Source organism: Streptomyces sp. NPDC054757 (genome assembly GCF_053612185.1).
Genome location: NZ_JBSHBW010000037.1, coordinates 1 through 24,295, shown reverse-complemented (window position 1 = coordinate 24,295; position 24,295 = coordinate 1). Strand labels below are relative to the sequence as shown.

Here is a 24,295-nt window from a genome sequence, read left to right as displayed (position 1 = left end):
CGGACTTCGTCAAAGATTAGCGCCGGAGCGCCTCCACCGGGTCCGCGTGCGGCGCGTCGCGGGGCCACCAGTCGTCACGCCCCGGGTCGGATTCGTACGCGTACCAGCGGCTGTCCCGGCCGAAGCGGAGCTGAAGGGCGCCGCCGGGCACGGTCAGCCGGTTGCGCGAGGGCTGGAAGCGTGGCAGCCCGGCGGCGGCCAGGGCGGGGCGGGCCCGGTCGAAGGGTCCGGCGGGCGGATCCCAGGGGGTTTCGAGTACGGCCAGTCCTTCGGCGCCGCCCTGCCGCCAGGCGGCGACCGCGCGCGCCAGGTCGGTCGGGGTGCGGCCGGTGGCCGTCGCGAGATCGCGGTAGAGGGTGCGGGTGGTGGCGGTGAGTCCTGCGGTGGGCCGGGCCGCTGCCAGCCGGACCGCGTCCTGCCACGGGGTGAGGCCGCTCACGGGGTCGGCGCCGGTGGTGAGCAGCGTATGGGCGCGCGCGGCGGCGTCGGTGGCCAGGTCGTCGAGAGCCGAGGGATCGGGCGCTCCGGGTGCCTCGGGGTAGCCGGGCGGGCGGCCGGGGTACGGCCCGGTGGGCAGGGGCGAGGGAAGGGGTGGCAGAAGGCGCGGGACGAGCGCATCGCGGGCGGGGACGCCGGGGGCCGGTGGTGCGGGGGGCTGCTCCCGTGCGGAGTTGGCCGCGCTGCGTCTGGCCAGTTCATCGAGGAGTTCGCGCTCGCTCCGGCCGCGCATCAGGAGCAGGACGAACGGGTCGGAGTCGAGGAGCCGGGCCGTCTCGTAGCAGAGGGCGGCGGCGTGCTTGCAGGGGCGGCCGCTGTCCGGGCAGGTGCAGGACGGGACGAGATCACCCGGTGCCGGGAGCAGGGCGACCCCGGCCTCGGCCGCCGCGTCGACCAGCGAGTGCGGCATGTCCTTGTCGAGCAGCGCGGCGATGTGCCCCGGCTGGGCGGCGGCGGCCTCCAGGAAGTGGTCCCAGTCGCCGCCCGAGAGCGTACGCACGCGCAGTTCGGCCCGGTAGGGGCGCGGGCGGCTGCCGTGCACATAGGCGAGGATGCGGCCGGGCGCGACGTTCACCGCGGCGACATGGCCGCCGTCCGCGTATCTCCTGCCCCGTTCGAGGCGTCCCGGGTCGAGCGACAGCGCTTCCAGGGCGGCGACCCATGCCTCTCCCCACCAGCTGCCGCTCATGCGGGCCTCCGCAGGGACACCAGGTCGGCCAGTTCCGCGTCGCCCAGCTCGGTGAGGGCGCTCTCTCCTGAGCCGAGCACCGCGTCGGCCAGCGCACGCTTGGCCGTCAGCATCTCGGCGATCCGGTCCTCCACGGTGCCTTCCGTGACCAGCCGGTGGACCTGCACCGGCTGGGTCTGGCCGATGCGGTAGGCCCGGTCGGTCGCCTGTTCTTCGACGGCCGGGTTCCACCAGCGGTCGAAGTGGATGACATGGCCCGCCCTGGTGAGGTTCAGCCCGGTGCCGGCCGCTTTGAGGGAGAGCAGGAAGACCGGGCACTCCCCCGCCTGGAAGCGGTCCACCATCTCCTCGCGCCTGGCCACGGGCGTCCCGCCGTGCAGCAGCTGAGAGGCGATGCCACGGGCTGTGAGGTGGTCGGAGAGCAGCCGGGCCATCGACACGTACTGGGTGAAGACCAGGACGGCGCCGCCGGAGCCGCCTTCCGCGAGGATGGTGTCGAGAAGCTCGTCGAGGAGGGCGAGCTTGCCCGAGCGTCCGGCGAGCCGGGAGGGCCCCTCCTTCAGATACTGCGCCGGGTGGTTGCAGATCTGCTTGAGCGCGGTGAGCAGCTTCATGATCTGGGCGCGCCTGCCGAGGCCCTCACCGGCTTCGATGACCGCCATCGACTCGCGGACGACCGCCTGATAGAGCGATGCCTGTTCCCTGGTGAGAGGGACGGGGCGGTCGGTCTCCGTCTTCGGCGGCAGCTCGGGGGCGATGCCGGGGTCGGACTTCCTGCGGCGCAGGAGGAACGGTCTGACGAGCCGGGCCAGCCGCTCGACCGCCCCGTCCTCCTCACCGTTCTCGACGATCCTCGCGTGGCGGGCACGGAACGTCTTCAGCGGTCCGAGGAGTCCGGGGGTCGTCCAGTCGAGGAGCGCCCACAGTTCGGACAGGTTGTTCTCCACGGGAGTGCCGGTGAGCGCGACCCGTGCCGGAGCGGGGATGGTGCGCAGGGCCTTCGCCGTGGCCGCGTGGGGATTCTTGATGTGCTGCGCCTCGTCGGCGACGACCATGCCCCACGGGTGCCCGGCCAGTGCGGCGGCGCTGGTGCGCATCGTCCCGTAGGTCGTCAGCACGAAACCGCCGTCGGTACCGGCCAGTGAGCGGTCGGTGCCGTGGAAGCGGCGGACGGGCACGCCGGGGGCGAAGCGGGCGATCTCGCGCTGCCAGTTGCCGAGCAGTGAGGCGGGGCAGACCACCAGCGTGGGCTCGGGGCGGGCGCGGTGCAGATGGAGCGCGATGAGCGTGATCGTCTTGCCGAGGCCCATGTCGTCGGCGAGACAGCCGCCGAGGCCGAGTGAGGTCATCAGGTCGAGCCAGCCGAGGCCGCGCAGCTGGTAGTCGCGGAGGGTGGCGTCCAGGCCCTGGGGCTGTGGCAGCGGGGCGGTGTCGGACGTGAGCCTGGAGTGCAGGGCCGCGAGCGCGCCGACCGGGACCGCCTCGACCGGCTCGCCGTCCACATCGGCGCTTCCGGTCAGGGCCGCCGACAGCGCGTCCACCGGCGCGAGGAGCCCCAGCTCCCGCTTGCGGGCCTTCCGTACGAGCGCCGGGTCGATGACGACCCACTGGTCGCGCAGGCGCACGACCGGGCGGTGCGCCTCGGCCAGGAGGTCCATCTCCGATTCGGTCAGCCGGTCGTCGCCGATGGCCAGCTGCCAGCTGAACGAGAAGAGCTGTTCCGCGTCGAAGAAGGGGCTGCCGTCCGTGGCCGAGCCGGGCGCGGGTCTGACGACGGCTGTCGCGGACAGCGACCGGACCAGGTCACGCGGCCAGTGCACGGCCACGCCCGCCGCTGCGAGCCGTGCGGCGGCCGGGCCGAGCAGCTCGTACAACTCGTCTTCGGACAACGGCAGTACGTCGGGCACGGGCCGGTCAAGGAGCCCGGCCAGCGGTGGCCAGACCCGCGCGGCGCGCCGCAGTGCCAGTACGGCGTCGATCCGCACCCGGGGCCCGAAGTGCTCATGGCCTTCGCCGGCCCAGAGCCGCCCCGCGTCGGCCACCAGGGTCGGATCGGCGAGGCTGTGCACCTGGACGACGGCCGCTGCGGCCCGCCGCTCCCGGGCCGGAGCACGACCGGCCGCTCCGGTCTCTTCGGTGGTGCCGGTCTCGTCGGCGGCTTCGTCAGTGGGGGCGGGCGGATCGTCGGCCCGGTCGAACAGCTCGTAGCCGGAGAGGTCGAGCCGGAGCGAGACCTGTACGCCCGCGTCCGCCCCGGCCGCCACCTCGGCGGCCCACTCCCGCAGCCCCGGCAGCCGCTGCGGTGCGCGGGCGGCATAGGCGGCTCCGGCAGCGGCGGGCGCGGCCGGGGTGCGTGGCAGGGTGTCGGCGACGGCGTCGTAGAACGATCTGAGCAGCGCCTCGGGCTCGGGGAGCTCCAGCGGTGTGCGGCCGGGAAGCGGGACGGCGTACGCATCGGGCGGCATGGCGGCGGCCACCGCACGCAGATGCGCGACATCCTCCGCGTCGAGCGGGCCCGCCCGCCAGGCGTCGTGGTCGTCGGCGGTCAGTCCGGGCAGGAAGCGCCCCCGCGCCGCCAGTTGCAGGGCGTGCAGCGCCGCCGCGCTCCAGCAGCGGGCGGCGGGATGGGCGACCGGGGAGTGCCGGGCGGCGACCAGGAGCGGCAGCGCGTCGGTGAGGGGCAGCAGTACGGCGGACACGGTACGGCGACGGACCGCCGAGCCATGCCGCCTCACGACCACGAGCTCGTCGGAGCCCGCGGCCTCGCCCTCCGGGTCCCAGAAGGCGAAGGCTCCCTCGCGAGGCAGGGCGGCGGGCAGGAAGACCACGGCCCGCCGGGTGAGCGCCTCGGTCCCGGCGCCGCCGAACGCTCCTTGCGCCCGGCCTTGGGCCTGGCCCTGCGCCCGCCCCTGTGTCCCCCCTTGACTCCGCCCCTGCGTCTGCCCTGCCTGTTCCGCTGTCCGCCGCACCCCGCTCACCTGCCTCTCCGCCCTGGTCCCCACCTCTCTGCGAGTGTAGGTCGGGGGTCCGACAGCCCGGTCCGGCCGCGTGCTGCGGCGACCGGGCCGGGGTGCTACCAGCCCCCCGGAAGAGCTCCCGGCACCGGGCGGGACTGGGCTGAGGGCCGTGGGACCGCAGGGTCCGCGGGACCGCGGACCGGCTCAGCGCACCCCGTCCCACAGGGCCCGCTCTCCGGGACGCGGATCGTCGACCGGGCCTGACTCGTCGGCGAAGACCATCGTGGTGCGGTCCTCCGGCCCGTACGCCGGCCACCCCGGGTCGCCGGTCTCCGCGAAGGCCACCCAGGCGCCGTGCACCGTGTCCGCCAGGGCCTGCGGCGGGTGGCTCCCGAGCATCGGGAGATAGGCCGGATCATGCAGCCGGTCGAAGACGAAGCCCAGTTCGACGGCGTGGCAGGCGCCGAGCCGCCCGCCGAACTGCGGTGAGCGCCAGCCGAACTCGTACACATACGAACCCGGCACGGCCTCAGCCAGGCGGAGCGCGGGAATCCGGTAGAACCAGTCGGTCCCCAGCGCGTCCAGCAGCTCACCCGGGGCGGCGCCCGGACGGCCCGCGCGGTAGACGGCCAGGGCCCGGTCCGCGTCGAGTCCGTACGCCGCCGCACCCAGTCGCAGCCGCTCATCGGTGATCGTGTCCATCCGTTCGGTCGGGACCATGAAGAGACGGTTCTCCTCCCGGTTGCTGCCGACGAGCAGCTGGACACCGCAGTCCGGGCCTGGCAGGGCGAGCCCGGGTGCGACCGGCTCGAAGGGCATCGCGTTGAGCGCGGCCTCCCCCCACAGCTCAGGATCGGGGCGGCGTCCGAGCTCGGCGCGCAGCTCCGACTGCGCGCCGAGCAGCGTCGCGAGCGGCAGTGCGGCGAATGCCCCGGCGGTCGGAGCGACCCCGAGCCGCTCCGCGAGACGCGCGGCGATCAGCCGGGCGGAGCGGGGGCGCAGGAAGTGGTGTGCGCCCCCGCTCTGCAGGACGGCCCGCCGGAACAGGCCCCGGGCCGGCTCCATTCCGAGCAGCAGGCCGATACTCATCGCACCGGCCGACTCCCCGAAGAGCGTGACCCGGCCGGGGTCGCCGCCGAAGGAGGCGATGTTCTCGTGCACCCATTCCAGGGCCGCGATCTGGTCCAGCAGTCCGCGGTTGTCGGGCGCGCCCTCCAGGCTCAGGAAGCCGTCCGTACCGAGCCGGTAGTTGACCGTCACACAGACCACGCCGTCGCGCGCGAACGCCCCTCCGTCATAGGCGGACGCCGACCCCGAGCCGTTCTGGAACGCCCCACCGTGCAGCCAGACCATGACCGGGAGCCCACCGTTGGGACCCGGCTCCGGCGTCCAGACAGCGAGGTTGAGACAGTTCTCGCCGTCCCTGCCGAGCTCCTCCGGGATGAGGGCGTCGAAGGGGGGCGTGTACGGCGCTCTGGGCGCGGTCGGACCATGTTCGTCCGCCTCGCGTACGCCCTGCCACGGCGCGGGCGGCGCCGGCGCGCGGAACCGGCGCGGGCCGAACGGCGGTGCCGCGTAGGGGATCCCGAGGAAGGATGCCACCCCCGCGTCGTCCATCCGGCCGCGTACGGCGCCCTGACGTGTCATGCACACCGGTTCCATCTGGTTCGCGTCTCCACTCTTCGGTTCTGGCCCCCAACGGCACACTTGACAGCGCACGTTCGGCACCGCGTGTTCGGCACCGCGCGTTCCACGGGGCCGCCCGGGAAAGCCCCTGCTCGGGCCCGGCCGGAAAGCAGAAGGTGCCGGGCACACCACGATCCCCACACTCTTCCCCCCGCCCGGCTACGCACATGCGGCCGCGGTCGAAGCGGCACAGCGGCTCGCCTTCATGGCTGGTTCGTTACCGCCGGACACGGCGGGCGGGCTGGTCCGCTCCGGCTTCCGGCTTCCGGCTTCCGGCTTCCGGCTTCCGGCTTCCGGCTTCCGGCTTCCGGCGGGTCATACGGGCCTCCGGACCGAGCGCGGGCCCGCGCATCTCGACGCTGCCCGCTCGGAATCGGCCGCCTGGAGTATCCGGGCCGACCGGCCGAGACCACCGCGACCGCCGAGCGGGGGACTGGGCCCGGTCCCCCGCTCGGCCCAGCACCGGATGCCGCGGGGTCCGGCAGCGGGCAGGGTTGCTCCCACCAGTGACTCTCCGTACAGACGGGACCGCGCATGTCCGATCACCGGCGCCTCGGCCTCATCGCCGGCGCAGTGCTCCTGCCGTTCGCCGTAGCCGGCTGTTCCGGTCTCAGCCGCTCGGCGGTCGGCACGATCTCGTACACCACACCGGATTCGAAGGTCGTCACCGTCTCGAATCCGTCCGTGACCGGCTGCCACCCGCTGCCGCGCGGAGGGGCCGCGTCCGTCGCCAACAAGACGCTGATCGACATGTGGCTGTATCCCGGCGCCGGATGCACCGGGAAGCCGTCGATGTACAACGCGACCACGCTGACGAACACGGTGACACCACCGCTCCGGGCCTGGCAGAGCTACAAGCTGGTCCACTGAGGCGGTGACGGCCACGGCGGGTGCTGCGGTGGCGGCTGTGACCGCGGCGGCCACTCCCGTGCTCGCCACGGTCGCAGCCACCACCTCACGCGACAACCGCACGTGACAACCGCGAGCGGCGCCCGGCGCGGGCGGCATGTCCACGGACGGCCGCCCGCGCCGGGCATCGGCTGTTCACCCTGCGGGCAGCGCCCGGAACCAGGTGCCGTCGTCCGTCAGACAGCTGTCCACGACGAGCCCCGCATCCCCCAGGTGCCGCTCGAACTCCGCTTGGCTCAGCGGGCGCGACAGGAAGGTCTGCGTCCACACCGCGTCGGGATAGACGTACTCGCAGAGCATCGCGTCCACGCCGTCGCCCACCGGGGTCGCGGACTTGATCCGGACCAGTCCGCCCGCGCTGTTGCGCCGCTCCCTCGGTACGTCCGCGTGCCAGTCCAGCCCTTCGCGCTGCACCAGCACGCACCCGTCGTCCTTCACATGCCTGCGACAGGTGCGCAGCAGCCCCTGGCGGACCGCCGGGTCCCCCGCGTGCACCAGGAAGGACGCCAGCATCACCACGTCGTAGGTCTCGCCGGTGTCCAGCTCCTCGATAGGGCTGCAGACCGTGCGGACGCTGTCTATGCCCTCGATCTGTTCCAGCATTCCGGGCGACTCGTCCACCGCGGTGACCGTGAAGCCCCGTTCGGCCAGCGGCCGGGTCACCCGGCCCGCCCCGCTGCCCAGTTCGAGAATGCTCGCTCCGGCCGGAACCGCCGCCGCGACGACATCCGGCTCGTCCCCGACCGGCAGCCGTTTGTACAGCTCGACGGAACACCCATCGGGTGTTCTCGCCCCCGGTCCCGTACCTTCGTACCCCTCACGCATCCGGATGCTCATGCCTGACAGAACGAACGTGCCCCGGCCGTCGTTCCCGCCATGGCCCCGAACTCCCTTCTCACTCCTCGGAGTCGAACCGCGCGGCCCGCAGATACTCCGGCTGCGGATCGAGCGCCGCCGCCAGCCTGAAGTGTCGCCTGGCCTGTTCGGGGCGGCCGGCCCGTTCGAAGGTACGGGCCAGGGCGAAGTGCGCGAAGGCGTTGTCCGGTTCCCGCTCCAGGACCAGCTGGAATTCCAGCTCGGCCGGGCGGAGTTGCGCGGCGGCGAAGAACGACCGGGCACGCAGCAGACGCGCCGCGGTGTTCTCCGGGTGGGCGGCGATGACCTCGTCCAGCAGCTTCACCGCGCCACGCGGGTCGCGGGCATCCAGCAGCTGTTCGGCCGCGCGGTAGTCGATGACATGGGTCTCGGGGGTGCTGTGGGACATCGTTACCGGCCTTTCTCCGTTGTCGTCCGGGCTCTGCGGGACGTCAGTCCCCGGCCCGCGCTGTCAGCTGCTCCCAGACCGAGCGCACCTGTGGCTCCAGTCCGTCCAGCGGTCCGTCGTTGTCGATCACCAGGTCGGCGATCTCGCGGCGCTGCTCCCTGGTGGCCTGGGCGGCCATCCGGGCGCGGGCCTCGGACTCCTGCATTCCGCGCAGCCCCACCAGCCGGTCGAGCTGCGTCTGCGGTGACGCGTCCACCACGACCACCAGGTCGTAGAGGGGGGCGAGCCCGTTCTCGGTCAGCAGCGGTACGTCGTGGATGACGACCGAGTCCGCCTGCGCCAGGCCCTCCAGCTCTGCGGAGCGGGCTCCGACGAGCGGGTGGACGATCGAGTTCAGCGTCGCCAGACGTTCCGGGTCGGCGAAGACGATCGTTCCCAGGGCCGGCCGGTCCAGAGTGCCGTCCGAGGCGAGAACGGACGTGCCGAACGCCTCGACCACAGCTGCGAGACCCGGAGTTCCCGGCTCGACCACCTCGCGGGCGATCCGGTCGGCATCGATCAGGACCGCTCCGTAACTGACAAGCAGCCGGGACACTTCGCTCTTGCCGGCACCGATTCCACCGGTCAATCCCACTTTCAGCATGGCCAGGAGCCTAGGCCCTGCCCAATCGGACCTGCTGCCGGGGCGTCAGACGTCACCTTCGCGCTCCGCGAGAAACCGTTCGAATTCGCGGCCGATCTCGTCCGCAGACGGCAGTTCGACCGCCTCGGCGACCAGGTTGCCCCGGGTCTCCGATCCGGCCAGCGCGTCGTACTGGTGCTCAAGTCCCTGGACCAGAGCGGTCAGTTCCTCGTCGCCCTCGCCGATCTGGCGCTCGATCTCGTCCTGCGTGCGCTGCGCCTCGGTGCGCAGGGCGTGCGCGACGCTCGGCAGTACGAGTCCGGTCGCCGCGGTGACGGCCTCCAGGGCGGTCAGTGCCGCGTCCGGGTACGAGGAGCGTGCGACGTAGTGCGGAACATGGGCGGCGACCCCGAGCACATCGTGCCCCGACTGCGCGAGCCGGTACTCCACCAGCGCCTCCGCGCTGCCGGGCACCTGCGCCTCGTCGAACGGCGACTTGTGTCCGGGCATCAGGTCCGTGCGGTTGCCGTGCGGGGTGATGCCCACCGGGCGGGTGTGCGGGACGCCCATCGGGATTCCGTGGAAGTTCACCGAGAGACGCACGCCGAGACGGTCGACGATCTGCTCGACCGCGGCCGCGAACCGCTCCCACTCGACGTCGGGCTCGGGGCCCGAGAGCAGCAGGAAGGGTGCGCCCGTGGCGTCCTGGACCAGGCGCACTTCGAGCGCCGGGGTCTCGTAGTCGGCCCACTGGTCGCGCTTGAAGGTCAGCAGGGGGCGGCGCGCGCGGTAGTCCACGAGCCGGTCGTGGTCGAAACGGGCGACCGGCTGGTGGGGCAGCGTGTCCAGCAGCCCCTCGACGATCTGGTCACCGGTCTCACCCGCGTCGATGTACCCGTCGAAGTGGTAGAGCATGACAAGTCCGGCCGACTCCTGGCCCAGCGCCACATCGACGACTGCCAGGCCCTTCGGCTCCCATGCGTACAAATCTTGCGGATCAAGCACGATTACCGCTCCTCCTCGTGTTCACCGGGGAGAACGTCCCGTACCGGCCGCGCATTCCCCGCCGTCACGTCTTCACAGGCGACAGCCCCGCCCGTGGGGACCACCCGTGTGTCCGGGCCCGGACATGAGTGAGGCCCGCCCCCCGGAGGGAACGGGCCTCGACCTCAGCTACTCACCAGCTGGGACCTGAGCGTCAGCTCTGGCCACCGGCCAGCTTCTCGCGCAGGGCCGCCAGGGCCTCGTCCGACGCCAGGGCGCCGGAGTTGTCGTCCGACTCCGAGGAGTACGAACCGCCCGAGGCACCCGCACCGGCGTTGCCACCGCTGGCAGCGGCCGGAGCGGCAGCACCCTCGGCAGCAGCGGCCTCGTCGGCCTCGCGGCTCTTGATGACCTGGGCCTGGTGCTGCTCGAAGCGCGCCTGCGCCTCGGCGTACTGGCCCTCCCAGGCCTCGCGCTGGGTGTCGAAGCCCTCGAGCCAGTCGTTGGTCTCGGGGTCGAAGCCCTCGGGGTAGATGTAGTTCCCCTGGTCGTCGTACGACGCGGCCATGCCGTACAGCGTCGGGTCGAACTCGACCGAGGCCGGGTCCGAACCGAAGGACTCGTTGGCCTGCTTCAGCGAGAGGCTGATGCGGCGGCGCTCAAGGTCGATGTCGATGACCTTGACGAAGATCTCGTCGTTGACCTGGACGACCTGCTCCGGGATCTCCACGTGGCGCTCGGCCAGCTCGGAGATGTGGACCAGGCCCTCGATGCCCTCGTCGACGCGCACGAACGCACCGAACGGAACGAGCTTCGTGACCTTGCCCGGGACGACCTGACCGATCTGGTGCGTACGGGCGAACTGCTGCCACGGGTCTTCCTGCGTGGCCTTGAGCGACAGGGAGACGCGCTCGCGGTCCATGTCCACGTCGAGAACCTCGACGGTGACCTCCTGGCCGACCTCGACAACCTCGGAGGGGTGGTCGATGTGCTTCCAGGAGAGCTCGGAGACGTGCACGAGACCGTCGACGCCACCCAGGTCCACGAAGGCACCGAAGTTGACGATCGAGGAGACGACGCCGGAGCGGACCTGACCCTTCTGCAGGGTCGTGAGGAACGTCTGGCGCACCTCGGACTGGGTCTGCTCAAGCCAGGCACGGCGGGACAGGACCACGTTGTTGCGGTTCTTGTCCAGCTCGATGATCTTGGCCTCGAGCTCCTTGCCCACGTAGGGCTGGAGGTCGCGGACACGACGCATCTCGACCAGGGAGGCCGGCAGGAAGCCACGGAGGCCGATGTCGAGGATGAGACCACCCTTGACGACCTCGATGACGGTGCCGGTGACGATCCCGTCTTCTTCCTTGATCTTCTCGATGGTGCCCCAGGCACGCTCGTACTGAGCGCGCTTCTTCGAGAGGATCAGGCGGCCTTCCTTGTCCTCCTTCTGGAGAACCAGGGCCTCGATCTCGTCGCCGACCTTGACGACCTCGTTGGGGTCGACGTCGTGCTTGATCGAGAGCTCGCGGCTCGGGATGACGCCTTCGGTCTTGTAACCGATGTCGAGGAGGACCTCGTCCCGGTCAACCTTGACGATGACGCCGTCAACGATGTCGCCATCGTTGAAGTACTTGATCGTCTCGTCGATGGCCGCGAGGAACGCGTCCGCGTCGCCGATGTCGTTGACCGCAACCTGCGGCGTGGTGGCGGTGGTCTCGGTGCTGCTCGTCATGTGGGAAAGGGCTCCGGTACGGACATTGAAGTCGTAGGTACTGCTACGCCGGGAGCCCGTATCGCCTCTGCAGACGCCGGACAGCCCAGGAAGCGCCGATCCGGGTATTCCGTGCTCGTTGCCGAACACATCGGTGGCGCCTCGATAACCGAGGGGACATGCAACAGATGCAAGCGCAGCCTGCTAGGTCTGAGGAGCGCAGGCTCGCAGCGCAACTTGTAGCATACGGGGGCAGCCGGACACGGTCAATGCGCGAAGGCGCACACCCGGGGCGGATCGCACCAATCCCGGCACAACTTCAGTCGCACGAGGCCACATCGGCTCCGCCCGGTCCGGCGCCGCGTTCTCCGGTGCCACCGGGCCTGCGCCGCCGACCGCCACCGCCCAGCGGATCACCACCGCCGATCACCACCGCCGATGACCGCCTGCCGGTACCGACGATACAGACTGGCACGATGAGCGAAGAGTACGAGTACGAGCCCGAGGCGACACGCCGTGACGCCGGGGACACCGAGAGCAGCCGGGCCAACCGGGGCTGGTGGGACCGCAATGCGGACGAGTACCAGACCGAGCACGGCTCCTTCCTGGGCGACGACCGTTTCGTCTGGGGGCCCGAGGGCCTCGACGAGGTGGAGGCGGAGCTGCTCGGGCCCGCTGAGGAGCTGAAGGGGCTGGACGTACTGGAGATCGGCGCCGGAGCCGCCCAGTGCTCGCGCTGGCTGGCCGCCCAGGGCGCCCGCCCGGTGGCCCTGGACGTCTCCCACCGCCAGCTCCAGCACGCGCTGCGGATCGGCGAGAACAGGCCGGGTGCGGCCTCGGTCCCGCTGGTGGCGGCGGACGCCTCGGTGCTGCCGTTCCGCGACGGCTCCTTCGACCTGGCCTGTTCCGCGTACGGCGCCGTGCCGTTCGTCGCCGACCCGGTGAAGGTGTTCCGGGAGGTGCACCGGGTGCTGCGGCCCGGCGGCCGGTGGGTCTTCTCGGTCACGCACCCCATCCGCTGGGCGTTCCCCGACGAGCCGGGCCCCGAGGGCCTCACCGCCACGTCCTCCTACTTCGACCGCACCCCGTACGTCGAACAGGACGAGCGGGGCAACGCGGTCTACGTCGAGCACCACCGCACCCTCGGCGACCGGGTCCAGGACGTGCTGGCGGGCGGGTTCCGGCTGACCGGTCTGGTCGAGCCGCAGTGGCCCGAGTGGAACACATCGGAGTGGGGCGGCTGGTCCCCGTTGCGGGGGAGGCTGATCCCCGGCTCGGCGATTTTCGTCTGCGTGCGGGACGACGTACGAGACTGACGGGGTGATCCGTACCGGCGCGCTCGACGTGCTTCCCGTCCGTACCGCCGTGCCCGCGCTTGAGCGGGCGCTCGACGCGCGCGGCGCCGCCGTGCTCTGCGCGCCGCCCGGCACCGGCAAGACCACGCTGGTCCCGCTGGTGCTGGCCGGGCTCGTCGGCGGGGCGGCCGGGGGCGGTCCGGTGCGGAAAGTGATCGTCGCCGAGCCGCGCCGGATCGCCGCGCGGGCCGCCGCCCGGCGGATGGCGTGGCTGCTCGGTGAGCGGACCGGCGAGCGGGTCGGCTTCACGGTGCGCGGTGAGCGGGCGGTGGGACCCGGCACGGTGGTGGAGGTCGTCACCACCGGGGTGCTGCTCCAGCGCCTCCAACGTGACCAGGAGCTGGCCGGGGTGGATGTGGTGATGCTCGACGAGTGCCATGAGCGCCACCTCGACGCGGACACCGTCGCCGCCTTCCTCCTCGATGTACGGGCCGCACTCCGCCCGGAGCTGCGTCTGGTGGCGGCTTCGGCGACGACCGACGCCGAGGGGTGGGCGCGGCTGCTCGGGGACGCCCCGGTGGTGGTGGCGCACGGTGTCTCCCATCCGGTGGAGACGGTGTGGGCGCCGCCCGCCCGGCCGGTGCGGCCGCCGCACGGGATGCGCGTCGACCCCGCGCTGCTCACGCATGTCGCCTCGGTCATCGGGCGAGCGCTGGCCGAGCGGACCGGCGATGTGCTCTGTTTCCTGCCGGGCGTCGGTGAGATCACCAGGGTGGCGGGGCAGTTGGCGGGCCGGCTGCCGGACCGGGACGTCGAGGTGCTCCAGGTGCACGGGCGTGCGCCGGCCGCCGTGCAGGACGCGGTGCTCGCCGGTTCGTCCGGCCGCCGGGTGGTGCTCGCGACCTCGGTGGCCGAGTCGTCCCTGACGGTGCCGGGGGTGCGGGTGGTGGTGGACGCCGGTCTGGCGCGCGAGCCGCGCACCGACCATGCGCGCGGGCTGAGCGCGCTCACGACCGTACGGGTCTCGCAGGCCGCGTCGCGTCAGCGCGCGGGACGGGCCGGCCGGGAGGCGCCCGGCACCGTCTACCGCTGCTGGACGGAGGCCGAGGACATCCGGCTCACCCGCTTCCCCTCCCCCGAGATCAAGGTCGCGGATCTGGCCGCCTTCGCCCTCCAGGCGGCCTGCTGGGGCGATCCGTCGGCCGGGGGTCTCGCCCTGCTCGACCCACCGCCCGCCGGAGCGATGGGCGCGGCGCGCGAGGTGCTGGCGGCGGTCGGCGCGGTGGACGGGGACGGCCGGGCCACCGGCCGGGGCGTACGGATGGCACGGCTCGGGCTGCACCCCCGGCTCGCGCGGGCGCTCCTCGACGGCGCGCACGAGGTCGGCGCACGCCGGGCGGCGGAGGTGGTGGCGCTGCTCAGCGAGGAGCCGCCCAGGGAGTACGGGGACGATCTCGCCGCCGCCTGGCGGGCCGCACGCACGGGCGGCGACGGCTATGCGGCCCGCTGGCGCCAGGAGGTCCGCAGGCTCGCCTCGGGGGTGGACGGCGTACGGGCGGAACCGGGTGCGCGGGGCGGAGGCGGTGAACGGGGTGCGCGGGGCGGCGGCGTCGGCAGCGCCGACGGAGGCGGACACGGTGGCGGGCATGGAGGCGGGCACAAGAGCGGTCGGGACAGCGGTCGGGGCACCGTTCCGGTCAGCGATGACGCCGTGGCGGGGCTGGTGGCCGCTCTCGCCTTCCCCGAGCGGGTGGCACGGGCCAGGGGCGAGGGAGCGTTCCTGATGGTGTCGGGGACCGGGGCGGAGACGGCGGCCGGGTCCCGGCTGCGCGGTGCGCCGTGGATCGCGGTCGCGGTGGCGGACCGTCCGGCGACCGCCGCATCGGCACGGGTACGGCTGGCCGCCGTCATCGACGAGGACACCGCGCGGCTGGCGGCGGGACATCTGCTCGGTACCGCCGACGAGGTCCACTGGGCGGACGGCGAGGTAGTGGCCCGGCGGGTGGAGCGGCTGGGCGCGGTCGAGCTGACGGTACGGGCACTGAAGAGCCCGCCGCCCGCTCTCGTACGGGAGGCCCTGCTCGACGGGCTGGGGCGGGAGGGGACCGGGCTGCTGCGCTGGACCCCGCACGCACGGGAGTTGCGGCAGCGGCTGGCCTTTCTGCACCGGGAGGTGGGCGGCGGCTGGCCGGATGTGTCGGACGAGGCGTTGATGGCACGTGCCGGGGAGTGGCTGGAGCCCGAGCTGTCCAGGGCCCGGCGGCGCAGCGATCTGGCGCGGATCGAGGCCGGACAGGCGCTGGGCAGGCTGCTGCCCTGGGCGACCGGTGAGGCGGCGCGGCTGGACGAGCTGGCGCCCGAGCGGTACGAGGTGCCGAGCGGGTCCCGGGTCCGGCTGGACTACGGCGGGGCGCAGCCGGTGCTCGCGGTGAAGCTCCAGGAGATGTTCGGCCTCACCGAGACCCCGAGGGTGGCGGGTGTGCCGGTCCTGGTGCATCTGCTCTCCCCGGCCGGGCGCCCCGCCGCCGTGACGGCCGATCTGGCGTCGTTCTGGCGGGAGGGGTACCGGTCGGTGCGGGCGGAGCTGCGCGGACGCTACCCCCGCCACCCGTGGCCGGAGGACCCTTCGGACGCCGCGCCGACCCGGTACACGAAGGCACGCCAGAACCGGGGGTAGGAGTTCTGGTTGCCGGAGCCCGCCGGATCTCCTGCCGGTTTCAGGCGATGACCGGCTCCGGGTCGGGCAGCCGGGCGTCCGGGCGGTCCGGCTCTCCCGGCCTGCGGCTGCGCGCCTCCAGCCAGAGTGCGAGGGCGAGCAGGCAGATACCGAGGCCCAGGAAGCCCCAGGGCAGATACGAGGTGAGCAGCAGCACGAGCAGCCGGTTCGATTTGACCAGGCCGACCGTGTAGTTGACGTAGTCGGGGCGCATCTTCACATCGCCGGCGAAGGCGGTGACCTTGGCCCGGCCCCCCAGCAGGGTGCCGCCGCGCAGCTCCTCCTTGTGGATCTCCTCACCGTTGACCGGGGCTCCGGTGACGGGGTCGACCCAGAACATCCGCTTGGTGGAGTACCAGCGGGTGGTGCCGGTCTTGGCGACGGATTCCGGGGTGATGCCCTTGACCGGCATCTTCTTGGGCAGCGACACCTTGGTCCAGGGGATGGTCTGCTCGAAGTAGTAGACGTCCAGGCCGTGGAACTTGACCGTGCCCTTGTAGTGGATCGGGGACGAGGTGCGGGTCTGCGCGTCGAAGTACTCGTAGTCGCGCTTCTGGGTGAGGAAGGGCCACTTGAACTCGATGCCCTCGCGGCTGACCGGGACGCCGTCGACCATCTCGCCGGTCGCGTGGACCGGGGCCTGGCTGTGCGCGTCGAAGATGTAGCGCTCGGGGATCTCGGAGACCATCTTGCCGTCCGGTCCCGCGACATAGGACAGGGAGTCCCAGACGACGACGTCGCGTCCCGCGCTCTGTTCGATGCGGTTGGACTCGGCCACATTGCCCCGGAGGGTCTGCACGATGGTGACCTGGGGGACCTTCTTGGCCTGCATGGTGCCGTAGTCGAGGAGGGTCGCGGGCTTCGCCTGGAGGACTTCCTCCTGGTACTGGTTGGCCGGGATCTTCGCCAGCCGGGGGAAGGCGTACCAGCGCAGCAGCGGGGACATGGCGGCGCAGAAGACCGCGAAGGCGAGCAGCACCAGACTGGCTTTACGGCGCATGGCCGTCCTCCTACTGGATCTTGGGCCTACTGGCTTACTGGCTCTTGGGGCCTGGGACGGTGGTGAGCAGCGGTTTGGGCGAGGTCCTGCCGGTGGGTGAGCCGACCGCCGTGATGGTGAGGACGAGGGCGAAGGCCACGGCCAGCCCGATGGCGGCGGCGACGAGGGCGCGCATGCACGGCCTCCTACGTGATCTGATACATCGTCAGGGATGGGGCACCGTAGCAACGGGGCGGCGAGATGAGAACACGTTGCGCGGACCTGTTGCGTGACCGCGCCGGGTACGACGGCGACGGCCCTGGCCACCCAGGGCGGACCGGCACACGGCTGAGCCCGGCCGCACACCGCTTCCGGGTGTACGGCCGGGCTCAGCGGCTCGGCTTCGGGACCGGGGCTTCAGGACCGGGCTTCAGAGAGGGGAGTTCGGGGGGCAGGAGCTCGGGGCCGGAAGTCCAGGACTGGAGTTCTGGACTGGAGTTCTGGACTGGAGTTCTGGACTGGGAGTTCAGCGCCCTGGGTCAGCCGGTCGCGCAGGGGGTCGGGGTGCTCCCGCTCGGGGACGGCGAGGGAGAGGGCGAACCGCTCGCGCTGCCTGAGGGGGACGGGGTGGGCGTGGGCGACGGTGAGGGGCGGGCCGAGCCCGAGGGGGAAGGCGAAGGGCTCGCGCTGTCCGACGGTGAGGGCGAGGGCGTCGGGCAGCCGGATCCGCTCGGCGTGGGCGACGGCGAACCGCTGGGGCTGCCCGAAGGGCTCGGCGAGGGCTTGCCGCTCTTGCCGGGGCTGGGGCTGGCGCTCGGGACGGAGATGGTCCCGGTGCCGGACTTCGTCGGCCTGGGGCTGGGCCTGGACACCTTGGACGGGAACGGGGACGGCGTCTTCCCGGGGTGGGACGAAGTGCCGCCCATACCGGGAACGCTGCTGTTGTCGCCTCCGGCTCCCTGGTTGTCGGGGCCGGTACCGGTCGGCAGTACGCCCGTGCCGTCCGGGACGTCGTGGACGCCCTTCTTGTAGAACTCGAACCAGGACAGGACCGTACTCAGATACTCCTGCGAGTGGTTGTAGCCCAGGATCGCCTGGTCGAGATCGTGCTGCACGGCGACGTCCCGGCCGTCGGCGCAGAGGTAGCGGCCGGTGGCGAGCGACGCGTCGAAGATGTTGTTGGGGTCCTTCTTGCCGTCGCCGTTCCCGTCCTGGCCCCAGGTGGCCCAGGTGGAGGGGATGAACTGCATCGGGCCCACCGCACGGTCGTGCGTCGCGTCACCGTCGTACTCGCCGTTGTCCGTGTCGGAGATGTCGGCGAAGCCCGCGCCGTTGAGCACCGGTCCCAGGATCGGGCTGAGCGTGGTGCCTTCGGAGTCGACCCGCCCGCCGCGTGCCTGGCCCGACTCGACCTTGCCGATCGCCGCGAGCAGTTGCCACGGCAGATGGCAGCCGGGGTCGGTTCCTGCCACGCGCTGCTCCGCCTTCCGGTAGGCGGCGAGCACCGAGGCCGGTATGCCCGCCGCGGCAGCTCCGGTCGGAGTGGTGGCGGGAGGTGCCGGCTTGGCGGGGGTGTTCAGTGGCGGGAGGTCGGTGAAGTACGGGGAGTCACCGCTCACCGGGGTGCCGGAAGGTGGCGTCGCGTCAGCGGCCTGCCGACTGCTCTCCGGGGACTGGCTGCCCATGGCGTCAGGCGCCTGTGAAGCGGTCATCGCCGCCACCGCCAGCGCGGCCACCGTGGTCGCCGTCGCCCCCTTGCGCAACCGGCTGCTGAAGTGCGGTGCCATAGGTGTGGTCCCTCCCCGTCGACTGATCGCGCTCCCCAGCGCGGGACTCCGGCGACATTACGACAACTGCCGTCCCCGTGACACCGGTCACTGACCGTTTTCACCGTTTCTTCAGTTACGGTCCGTCCGGCGTCTTTCTGCGGCGGCGGGCGGAGCGGAGCCCGTCCGGACTCTCCTGGAATCCGGACCGGGCCCGCCCCGAGCACCGCGTCGCGAGACCGCGCCGGGGCACCGCGTCGTCGCGAGACCGCCCCGGGCCCGGGGTCAGTGCGCGGCGGACTCCCAGTCCGCGCCGACGCCCACCGACACATCAAGGGGAGCGCGCAGTTGGGCTGCGGCGGCCATCTCCCGGCGGAGGATCTCCTCCACCTGCTTGCGCTCCCCCGCGGCGATCTCCAGCACGATTTCGTCGTGCACCTGGAGCAGCATCCGCGAGGAGAGCCCGGCCTCGGTCAGCGCGCGGTCGACCTTCAGCATCGCGACCTTGACGATGTCCGCCGCCGTGCCCTGGATGGGGGCGTTGAGCGCCATCCGCTCGGCCATCTCACGGCGCTGCCGGTTGTCGCTGTTGAGATCGGGCAGGTAGCGGCGGCGTCCCAGCATCGTCTCGGTGTATCCGGTGGCGCGTGCTTCCTCGACGACGCGCTGCAGATAGTCCCGCACCCCGCCGAACCGCTCGAAGAAGGTGTCCATCAGCCCGCGCGCCTCGCCGGCCTCGATGTTCAGCTGCTGGGAGAGGCCGAACGCCGAGAGCCCGTAGGCCAGTCCGTACGACATCGCCTTGATCTTGCGCCGCATCTCCGGGTCGACAGCGGTCTTCTCCACCCCGAACACCTGGGAGGCGACCGTGGTGTGCAGGTCCTCGCCGGAGGTGAACGCCTCGATCAGCCCGGCGTCCTCCGACAGATGCGCCATCACCCGCAGTTCGATCTGGCTGTAGTCGGCCGTCATCAGGGATTCGTACCCCTCGCCGACGACGAAGCCGCGGCGGATTGCCCGGCCCTCGTCCGTACGCACCGGGATGTTCTGCAGGTTGGGGTCGGTGGACGACAGCCGTCCGGTCGCCGCCACCGTCTGGTTGAAGGTGGTGTGGATCCGGCCGTCCGCGGCCACCATCTTGATCAGGCCCTCGACGGTCACCCGCAGCTTGGCCTGCTCCCGGTGGCGCAGCATGATCACCGGCAGCTCGTGCTCGGTCTGCGCCGCCAGCCAGGCCAGTGCGTCCGCGTCCGTCGTGTACCCGGTCTTGGTCTTCTTCGTCCTGGGCAGTCCGAGCTCGGCGAAGAAGACCTCCTGCAGCTGCTTGGGCGAGCCCAGGTTGAACTCGTGTCCGACCGCCGCGTGCGCCTCCTTCACGGCCTGCTGCACCGCTCCGGCGAACTGCTGCTCCATCCCCTCCAGATGCGCGCGGTCGGCGGCGATGCCGTGTCGCTCCATCCGGGCCAGCAGGGCCGATGTGGGCAGCTCCACATCGTGCAGCAGCCCGGCGGCGCCCACCTCTTCGAGCCGTGTGCCGAACGCATCGCCGAGGTCCAGCACCGCGCGGGCCTGGGTCATCAGCGACTCGGCCTCGGCCTGCTCGTCCGTACCGAAGGCGAGCTGGCCGTCGGCGGAGGCCGCCGGGGCGAGCTCGCGGCCGAGATACTCCACGGCCAGCGGCTCCAGCGCGAAGGAGCGCCGGCCGGGCTTCACCAGATAGGCGGCGAGCGCGGTGTCCATGGCGACGCCGCCGACGCTCCATCCGTGCTCGGGGAAGACCCGCATCGCGTTCTTGGCGTTGTGCAGGACCTTGGGGCGCTCCGGGTCGGCGATCCAGGCGGCGAAGGCCTGCTCGTCGGCCTCGTCCAGCTGGGTCGTGTCGAACCAGGCGGCAGGCCCGTCCGCCGCGGCCAGCGCGATCTCGCGGACATTGCCGGTGCCCAGCGCCCAGCTCTCGACGGTGGCCACGCCCAGCGGTTGTCCGCCGTGCTCGGCCAGCCAGGGGGCCAGCTCCCCGGAGGCCAGCACCGAGCCGTCCAGCTCCACTCCGGCGGCCGGGGCTGCAGGGGCCTCGTCCGCCGCACCCGGGTCGACGGCAAGCAGCCGCTCACGGAGGCTCGCGTTCCGGATCTCCAGTACATCCAGTACGTTCGCGAACGCCTCCCGGTCGTACGCGGCGCGCACCAGGTCCGCCGGGCCCTTCGGCAGCTCGACGTCGCGGACCATCTCGGTGAGCCGGCGGTTGAGCCGCACGGACTCCAGGTGGTCGCGGAAATTCTGCCCGGCCTTGCCCTTGACCTCGTCGGCGCGCTCCACGAGCTGGGCGAACGAACCGAACTGGTTGATCCACTTCGCGGCGGTCTTCTCGCCGACGCCGGGGATGCCCGGAAGGTTGTCCGACGGATCGCCGCGCAGCGCCGCGAAGTCCGGATACTGCTGCGGGGTCAGTCCGTACTTCTCCTCGACCTTCTCCGGTGTGAAGCGGGTCAGCTCGGAGACGCCCTTGGTCGGGTACAGCACGGTGACGTGGTCGCTGATCAGCTGGAAGGAGTCACGGTCACCGGTGACGATCAGCACCTCGAAACCGGCGGCCTCGGCCTGGGTCGCCAGGGTCGCGATGACGTCGTCCGCCTCGAAGCCCTCGATCGCGAAGCGGTCCACCCGCATCGTGTCCAGCACCTCGCCGATCAGCTCGACCTGGCCCTTGAACTCGTCGGGGGTCTTCGAACGGTTCGCCTTGTACTCGGGGAACTCGTCCGCACGCCAGGTCTTGCGGGAGACGTCGAACGCCACGGCGAAGTGGGTGGGTGCCTCATCACGCAACGTGTTCGCCAGCATCGACGCGAAGCCGTAGACGGCGTTCGTCGTCTGACCGCTCGCGGTCGTGAAATTCTCCGCGGGCAGCGCGAAGAACGCACGGTACGCCAGGGAGTGCCCGTCCATGAGGAGCAGGCGGGGGCGGGTGTCTGCGGTCTGCTTCGATGCTGTCTTTGCCACGGGTCCGATCCTGCCACGGAGCACTGACAATCCAGACCTCCGGACACCTCGCCTCAGCCGCTGTCGGTGCCACGTGACAGGATCGGATACGTACGAAGGATCCGCCCGCTCGAAGGGGAGCGCCATGGCTGCCAAGCCGCCCGCAGGTGACCCGGTCCAGGACGCGCCGCAGGTCGCGGCCCCGAAGCACGCTGCCGCCGGCCTGCCCGCCATCCGTCACACCCTGCAGATCGCGCAGCAGCAGATGGGCGTGGTGCGGACCGCGAGGACCCTGCTCAAGGTCAATCAGAAGGACGGTTTCGACTGCCCCGGCTGCGCCTGGCCGGAGGGCGAGAAGCGGCATACCGCCGAGTTCTGCGAGAACGGCGCCAAGGCCGTCGCCGAGGAGGCGACACTGCGTCGGGTCACGCCCGCCTTCTTCGCCGCGCACCCCGTCGCCGACCTCGCATCGCGCAGCGGCTACTGGCTGGGACAGCAGGGCAGGATCACCGAGCCGATGCTTCTGCCCGAGGGCGGCGAGCGCTATGAGCCGGTCAGCTGGGAGCGCGCCTTCGAGATCATCGCCGATGAGCTGCGCGCCCTGGAATCGCCCGACGAAGCGCTCTTCTACACCTCGGGCCGTACCAGCAACGAAGCGGCGTTCCTGCTCCAGCTCTTCGCCCGCGCCTACGGCACCAACAACCTGCCCGACTGCTCCAACATGTGCCACGAGTCGTCCGGCTCGGCGCTCTCGGAGACCATCGGGATCGGCAAGGGCAGTGTCTCCCTGGACGACATGCACCAGGCGGACCTGATCATCGTGGCCGGGCAGAATCCGGGTACCAACCACCCGCGGATGCTCTCCGCCCTGGAGAAGGCCAAGGCCGCGGGCGCGAAGATCATCTCGGTGAATCCGCTGCCCGAGGCGGGGCTCGAACGGTTCAAGAACCCGCAGACCCCGCAGGGCATGCTGAGGGGTGCGGCCCTCACCGATCTCTTCCTGCAGATCCGCATCGGCGGCGACCAGGCGCTCTTCCGCCTCCTGAACAAGCTGATCATCGAGACGGATGGCGCGACCGACGAGCTCTTCGTACGCGAACACACCCATGGGTACGAGGAGTTCGCCGCCGCGGCGCGCGCCACGGAGTGGGACGCGACGCTCACCGCCACCGGTCTCTCCCGCGCGGACATCGAGCAGGCCCTCGCGCTGATCCTCGCGTCGAAGCGGACCATCGTCTGCTGGGCCATGGGCCTCACCCAGCACAAGCACTCGGTGCCGACCATCCGTGAGGTGGTCAACATGCTGCTGCTGCGCGGGAACATCGGCCGCCCCGGCGCCGGCGTCTGCCCCGTGCGCGGGCACTCCAACGTCCAGGGCGACCGCACCATGGGCATCTTCGAGCGGCCCGCCCCCGAGTTCCTCGACGCCCTGGACAAGGAATTCGGCATCACCTCGCCCCGCCACCACGGCTACGACGTCGTGCGCGCCATCGAGGCGCTGCGCGACGGCCGGGCCAAGGTCTTCTTCGCCATGGGCGGGAATTTCGTCGGCGCGACACCCGACACCGAGGTCACCGAGGCGGCGATGCGCCGCGCCTCCCTCACCGTGCATGTGTCGACCAAGCTGAACCGCTCGCACGCCGTCACCGGTGCCCGCGCGCTGATCCTCCCCACCCTGGGCCGCACCGACAAGGACGTCCAGGCGAGCGGAAAGCAGTTCGTGACGGTCGAGGACTCCATGGGGATGGTCCACGCCTCCCGCGGCAACCTCGCCCCGGCCGGCCCGCGCCTTCTCTCCGAGCCGGCCATCGTCGCCCGGATGGCACGTGCGGTCCTGGGCGCCGGATCCGCTATCGGCTGGGAGGAGTTCGAGAGGGACTACGCCACGATCCGGGACCGGATCTCGCGCGTCGTCCCCGGCTTCGAGGACTTCAACACCCGTATCGCGGCCCCGGCCGGCTTCGCCCTCCCGCACGCCCCGCGCGACGAGCGCCGCTTCCCCACCGCCACCGGCAAGGCGAACTTCACCGCGGCCCCCGTCGAGTACCCGGAGCTCCCCCCGGGCCGGCTGCTGCTGCAGACCATGCGCTCGCACGACCAGTACAACACCACGATCTACGGCCTCGACGACCGGTACCGCGGCATCAAGGGCGGCCGCCGCGTCGTCCTGGTCAACCCGGACGACGCGCGTGAACTCGGCCTCGCCGAAGGCTCGTACACCGATCTGGTCAGCGAGTGGAAGGACGGTGTCGAGCGGCGCGCCCCCGGCTTCCGGGTGGTGCTCTACCCGACCGCACGCGGCTGCGCCGCCGCGTACTACCCGGAGACGAACGTCCTGGTCCCGCTGGACGCGACCGCCGACGTCAGCAACACCCCCGTGAGCAAGTCCGTAGTGGTCCGTCTGGAAGAATCCGGCACGGCCTGAGCGTTTGCTCAGGCCGCCGGGGGGCGGACCCGCCAGCGGGGTCCGCGCCGGGCACCCGGCGCAGCAGCAGCCACGACGATCGGAGCCGGACCACCATGGGCGAGCAGACCACCGTGAAGTTCCCTCAAGAGGTCATCGACGCGTACGCGGCGCTCGGTGTGGACCTCCCCGGGCTGTTCTCCGCCGGTGATCTCGGCCGGCGGATGGATGTGCGGGTCGTCGAGGCCTCCGCCGACCGCGTGGTCGGCACCATGCCGGTCGAGGGCAACACCCAGCCGTACGGTCTGCTGCACGGCGGCGCGTCCGCCGTCCTGGCCGAGACCCTCGGCTCCGTCGGCTCGATGCTGCACGGCGGTCCGTCCAAGCTCGCCGTCGGCGTCGACCTCAACTGCACCCACCACCGCGGCGCCCGCAGCGGGCTGGTCACCGGGGTCGCCACCCCGGTCCACCGCGGCCGCTCCACCGCGACATACGAGATCGTCATCACCGACGAGCAGGACAGGCGGGTCTGCACGGCCCGGCTCACCTGTCTGCTGCGCGACGCCCCAGGGGCAGCTTCCGGCGGCTCCGCCGGCTGACCCGCACGCCCGGCGCCCGCCCGTACCTCCGGCACTCGGATCCCCAGCGGCGCCGGCCGGACTCCGCACCTCCCGGCTGTCGGATCCCCGACGGCCCCCGGCGGCCCCGGTCGGCCCCCAGCGGCCTGATCCGTCACTCACGACGTGGCCGTTGCACTTTCACGTAACGCTGCGTCATACGGACGCAACGAATGAGCGTGCCCGTGACCCTCTCCGCGAAGCCGCCGCCGGACAGTCCGGCGGC

The 24,295-nt window shown here is 71.9% G+C and carries 17 protein-coding genes; 5 read left to right on the top strand and 12 right to left on the bottom strand.

The annotated features are described in order from the left end of the window. Window positions 1-16: 16 nt before the first annotated feature. The 3 genes from ACWGKJ_RS30805 to ACWGKJ_RS30795 all read right to left on the bottom strand — a co-directional run bounded on the left by ACWGKJ_RS30805 (window position 17) and on the right by ACWGKJ_RS30795 (window position 5,790). Window positions 17-1,186 (bottom strand): SWIM zinc finger family protein, encoded by a 1,170-nt coding sequence (locus ACWGKJ_RS30805; protein ID WP_385026479.1) that lies wholly within the window; start codon window positions 1,184-1,186, stop codon window positions 17-19. Next, a complete protein-coding gene (locus ACWGKJ_RS30800) occupies window positions 1,183-4,014 on the bottom strand; it encodes a DEAD/DEAH box helicase (RefSeq protein WP_385026493.1) in 2,832 nt (943 codons plus the stop codon). Before ACWGKJ_RS30800 ends, ACWGKJ_RS30805 begins: the two co-directional genes overlap by 4 nt. 333 nt (window positions 4,015-4,347) lie before the next feature. Further along, complete coding sequence (locus ACWGKJ_RS30795; RefSeq protein ID WP_385026482.1) at window positions 4,348-5,790, bottom strand: carboxylesterase/lipase family protein; 1,443 nt, start codon at window positions 5,788-5,790, stop codon at window positions 4,348-4,350. Window positions 5,791-6,363: 573 nt separating this feature from the next. Between ACWGKJ_RS30795 and ACWGKJ_RS30790 the strand changes: the two genes are divergently transcribed. Continuing rightward, entirely contained in the window at window positions 6,364-6,699 is a 336-nt protein-coding gene (locus ACWGKJ_RS30790; RefSeq protein ID WP_385026484.1) for a hypothetical protein, read from the top strand. Between the two features lie 174 nt (window positions 6,700-6,873). Here the strand turns inward: ACWGKJ_RS30790 and ACWGKJ_RS30785 are convergent, their stop codons facing one another. From ACWGKJ_RS30785 to rpsA, 5 genes are all read right to left on the bottom strand, one after another. Continuing rightward, window positions 6,874-7,575: a class I SAM-dependent methyltransferase gene (locus ACWGKJ_RS30785; protein ID WP_385032872.1), complete on the bottom strand. Its 702-nt coding sequence runs from the start codon at window positions 7,573-7,575 to the stop codon at window positions 6,874-6,876. 58 nt (window positions 7,576-7,633) lie between these two features. Then, window positions 7,634-8,002: a tetratricopeptide repeat protein gene (locus ACWGKJ_RS30780; RefSeq protein ID WP_385032875.1), complete on the bottom strand. Its 369-nt coding sequence runs from the start codon at window positions 8,000-8,002 to the stop codon at window positions 7,634-7,636. A 43-nt stretch (window positions 8,003-8,045) separates the two neighbouring features. Beyond that, window positions 8,046-8,645 (bottom strand): dephospho-CoA kinase, encoded by a 600-nt coding sequence (coaE, locus tag ACWGKJ_RS30775; RefSeq protein ID WP_385032878.1) that lies wholly within the window; start codon window positions 8,643-8,645, stop codon window positions 8,046-8,048. Between the two features lie 45 nt (window positions 8,646-8,690). Next, complete coding sequence (locus tag ACWGKJ_RS30770; protein WP_385032881.1) at window positions 8,691-9,629, bottom strand: PAC2 family protein; 939 nt, start codon at window positions 9,627-9,629, stop codon at window positions 8,691-8,693. A 193-nt stretch (window positions 9,630-9,822) separates the two neighbouring features. Further along, window positions 9,823-11,337, bottom strand: coding sequence for a 30S ribosomal protein S1 (gene rpsA, locus ACWGKJ_RS30765; RefSeq protein ID WP_164267217.1), 1,515 nt, complete (start codon window positions 11,335-11,337; stop codon window positions 9,823-9,825). A gap of 455 nt (window positions 11,338-11,792) precedes the next feature. On the opposite strand from rpsA, the gene ACWGKJ_RS30760 reads away from it, so the two are divergent. Continuing rightward, a complete protein-coding gene (locus ACWGKJ_RS30760) occupies window positions 11,793-12,632 on the top strand; it encodes a class I SAM-dependent methyltransferase (protein ID WP_385032885.1) in 840 nt (279 codons plus the stop codon). Window positions 12,633-12,636: 4 nt separating this feature from the next. Continuing rightward, entirely contained in the window at window positions 12,637-15,288 is a 2,652-nt protein-coding gene (locus tag ACWGKJ_RS30755) for an ATP-dependent RNA helicase (RefSeq protein ID WP_385032888.1), read from the top strand. Window positions 15,289-15,328: 40 nt separating this feature from the next. Here ACWGKJ_RS30755 and ACWGKJ_RS30750 read toward each other — a convergent pair whose 3' ends face one another. From ACWGKJ_RS30750 to polA, 4 genes are all read right to left on the bottom strand, one after another. Then, window positions 15,329-16,327, bottom strand: coding sequence for a DUF3068 domain-containing protein (locus ACWGKJ_RS30750; protein ID WP_385032891.1), 999 nt, complete (start codon window positions 16,325-16,327; stop codon window positions 15,329-15,331). Between the two features lie 34 nt (window positions 16,328-16,361). Next, window positions 16,362-16,502 carry an SPW_0924 family protein gene (locus ACWGKJ_RS30745; protein WP_385032894.1) on the bottom strand — a complete coding sequence of 47 codons (141 nt, stop codon included), beginning with the start codon at window positions 16,500-16,502 and terminating at the stop codon, window positions 16,362-16,364. 343 nt (window positions 16,503-16,845) lie between these two features. Continuing rightward, window positions 16,846-18,093, bottom strand: coding sequence for a lytic transglycosylase domain-containing protein (locus ACWGKJ_RS30740; protein ID WP_453315874.1), 1,248 nt, complete (start codon window positions 18,091-18,093; stop codon window positions 16,846-16,848). A gap of 264 nt (window positions 18,094-18,357) precedes the next feature. Beyond that, window positions 18,358-21,069 (bottom strand): DNA polymerase I, encoded by a 2,712-nt coding sequence (gene polA / locus ACWGKJ_RS30735; RefSeq protein ID WP_385032897.1) that lies wholly within the window; start codon window positions 21,067-21,069, stop codon window positions 18,358-18,360. Window positions 21,070-21,193: 124 nt separating this feature from the next. Between polA and ACWGKJ_RS30730 the strand changes: the two genes are divergently transcribed. After that, window positions 21,194-23,473, top strand: coding sequence for an FdhF/YdeP family oxidoreductase (locus ACWGKJ_RS30730; protein WP_385032900.1), 2,280 nt, complete (start codon window positions 21,194-21,196; stop codon window positions 23,471-23,473). A gap of 95 nt (window positions 23,474-23,568) precedes the next feature. Then, a complete protein-coding gene (locus ACWGKJ_RS30725; RefSeq protein WP_385032903.1) occupies window positions 23,569-24,051 on the top strand; it encodes a PaaI family thioesterase in 483 nt (160 codons plus the stop codon). Window positions 24,052-24,295 lie beyond the last annotated feature (244 nt).

Bases quoted from the DNA above. Each gene is read 5' to 3' on its own strand.
- ACWGKJ_RS30780 (WP_385032875.1), bottom strand. From the start codon at position 8,002: ATGTCCCACAGCACCCCCGAGACCCATGTCATCGACTACCGCGCGGCC.
- ACWGKJ_RS30745 (WP_385032894.1), bottom strand. From the start codon at position 16,502: ATGCGCGCCCTCGTCGCCGCCGCCATCGGGCTGGCCGTGGCCTTCGCC.
- ACWGKJ_RS30730 (WP_385032900.1), top strand. From the start codon at position 21,194: ATGGCTGCCAAGCCGCCCGCAGGTGACCCGGTCCAGGACGCGCCGCAG.
- coaE (WP_385032878.1), bottom strand. From the start codon at position 8,645: ATGCTGAAAGTGGGATTGACCGGTGGAATCGGTGCCGGCAAGAGCGAA.
- ACWGKJ_RS30785 (WP_385032872.1), bottom strand. From the start codon at position 7,575: ATGAGCATCCGGATGCGTGAGGGGTACGAAGGTACGGGACCGGGGGCG.
- ACWGKJ_RS30795 (WP_385026482.1), bottom strand. From the start codon at position 5,790: ATGACACGTCAGGGCGCCGTACGCGGCCGGATGGACGACGCGGGGGTG.
- ACWGKJ_RS30805 (WP_385026479.1), bottom strand. From the start codon at position 1,186: ATGAGCGGCAGCTGGTGGGGAGAGGCATGGGTCGCCGCCCTGGAAGCG.
- ACWGKJ_RS30740 (WP_453315874.1), bottom strand. From the start codon at position 18,093: ATGGCACCGCACTTCAGCAGCCGGTTGCGCAAGGGGGCGACGGCGACC.
- ACWGKJ_RS30750 (WP_385032891.1), bottom strand. From the start codon at position 16,327: ATGCGCCGTAAAGCCAGTCTGGTGCTGCTCGCCTTCGCGGTCTTCTGC.
- ACWGKJ_RS30725 (WP_385032903.1), top strand. From the start codon at position 23,569: ATGGGCGAGCAGACCACCGTGAAGTTCCCTCAAGAGGTCATCGACGCG.
- rpsA (WP_164267217.1), bottom strand. From the start codon at position 11,337: ATGACGAGCAGCACCGAGACCACCGCCACCACGCCGCAGGTTGCGGTC.
- ACWGKJ_RS30760 (WP_385032885.1), top strand. From the start codon at position 11,793: ATGAGCGAAGAGTACGAGTACGAGCCCGAGGCGACACGCCGTGACGCC.
- ACWGKJ_RS30790 (WP_385026484.1), top strand. From the start codon at position 6,364: ATGTCCGATCACCGGCGCCTCGGCCTCATCGCCGGCGCAGTGCTCCTG.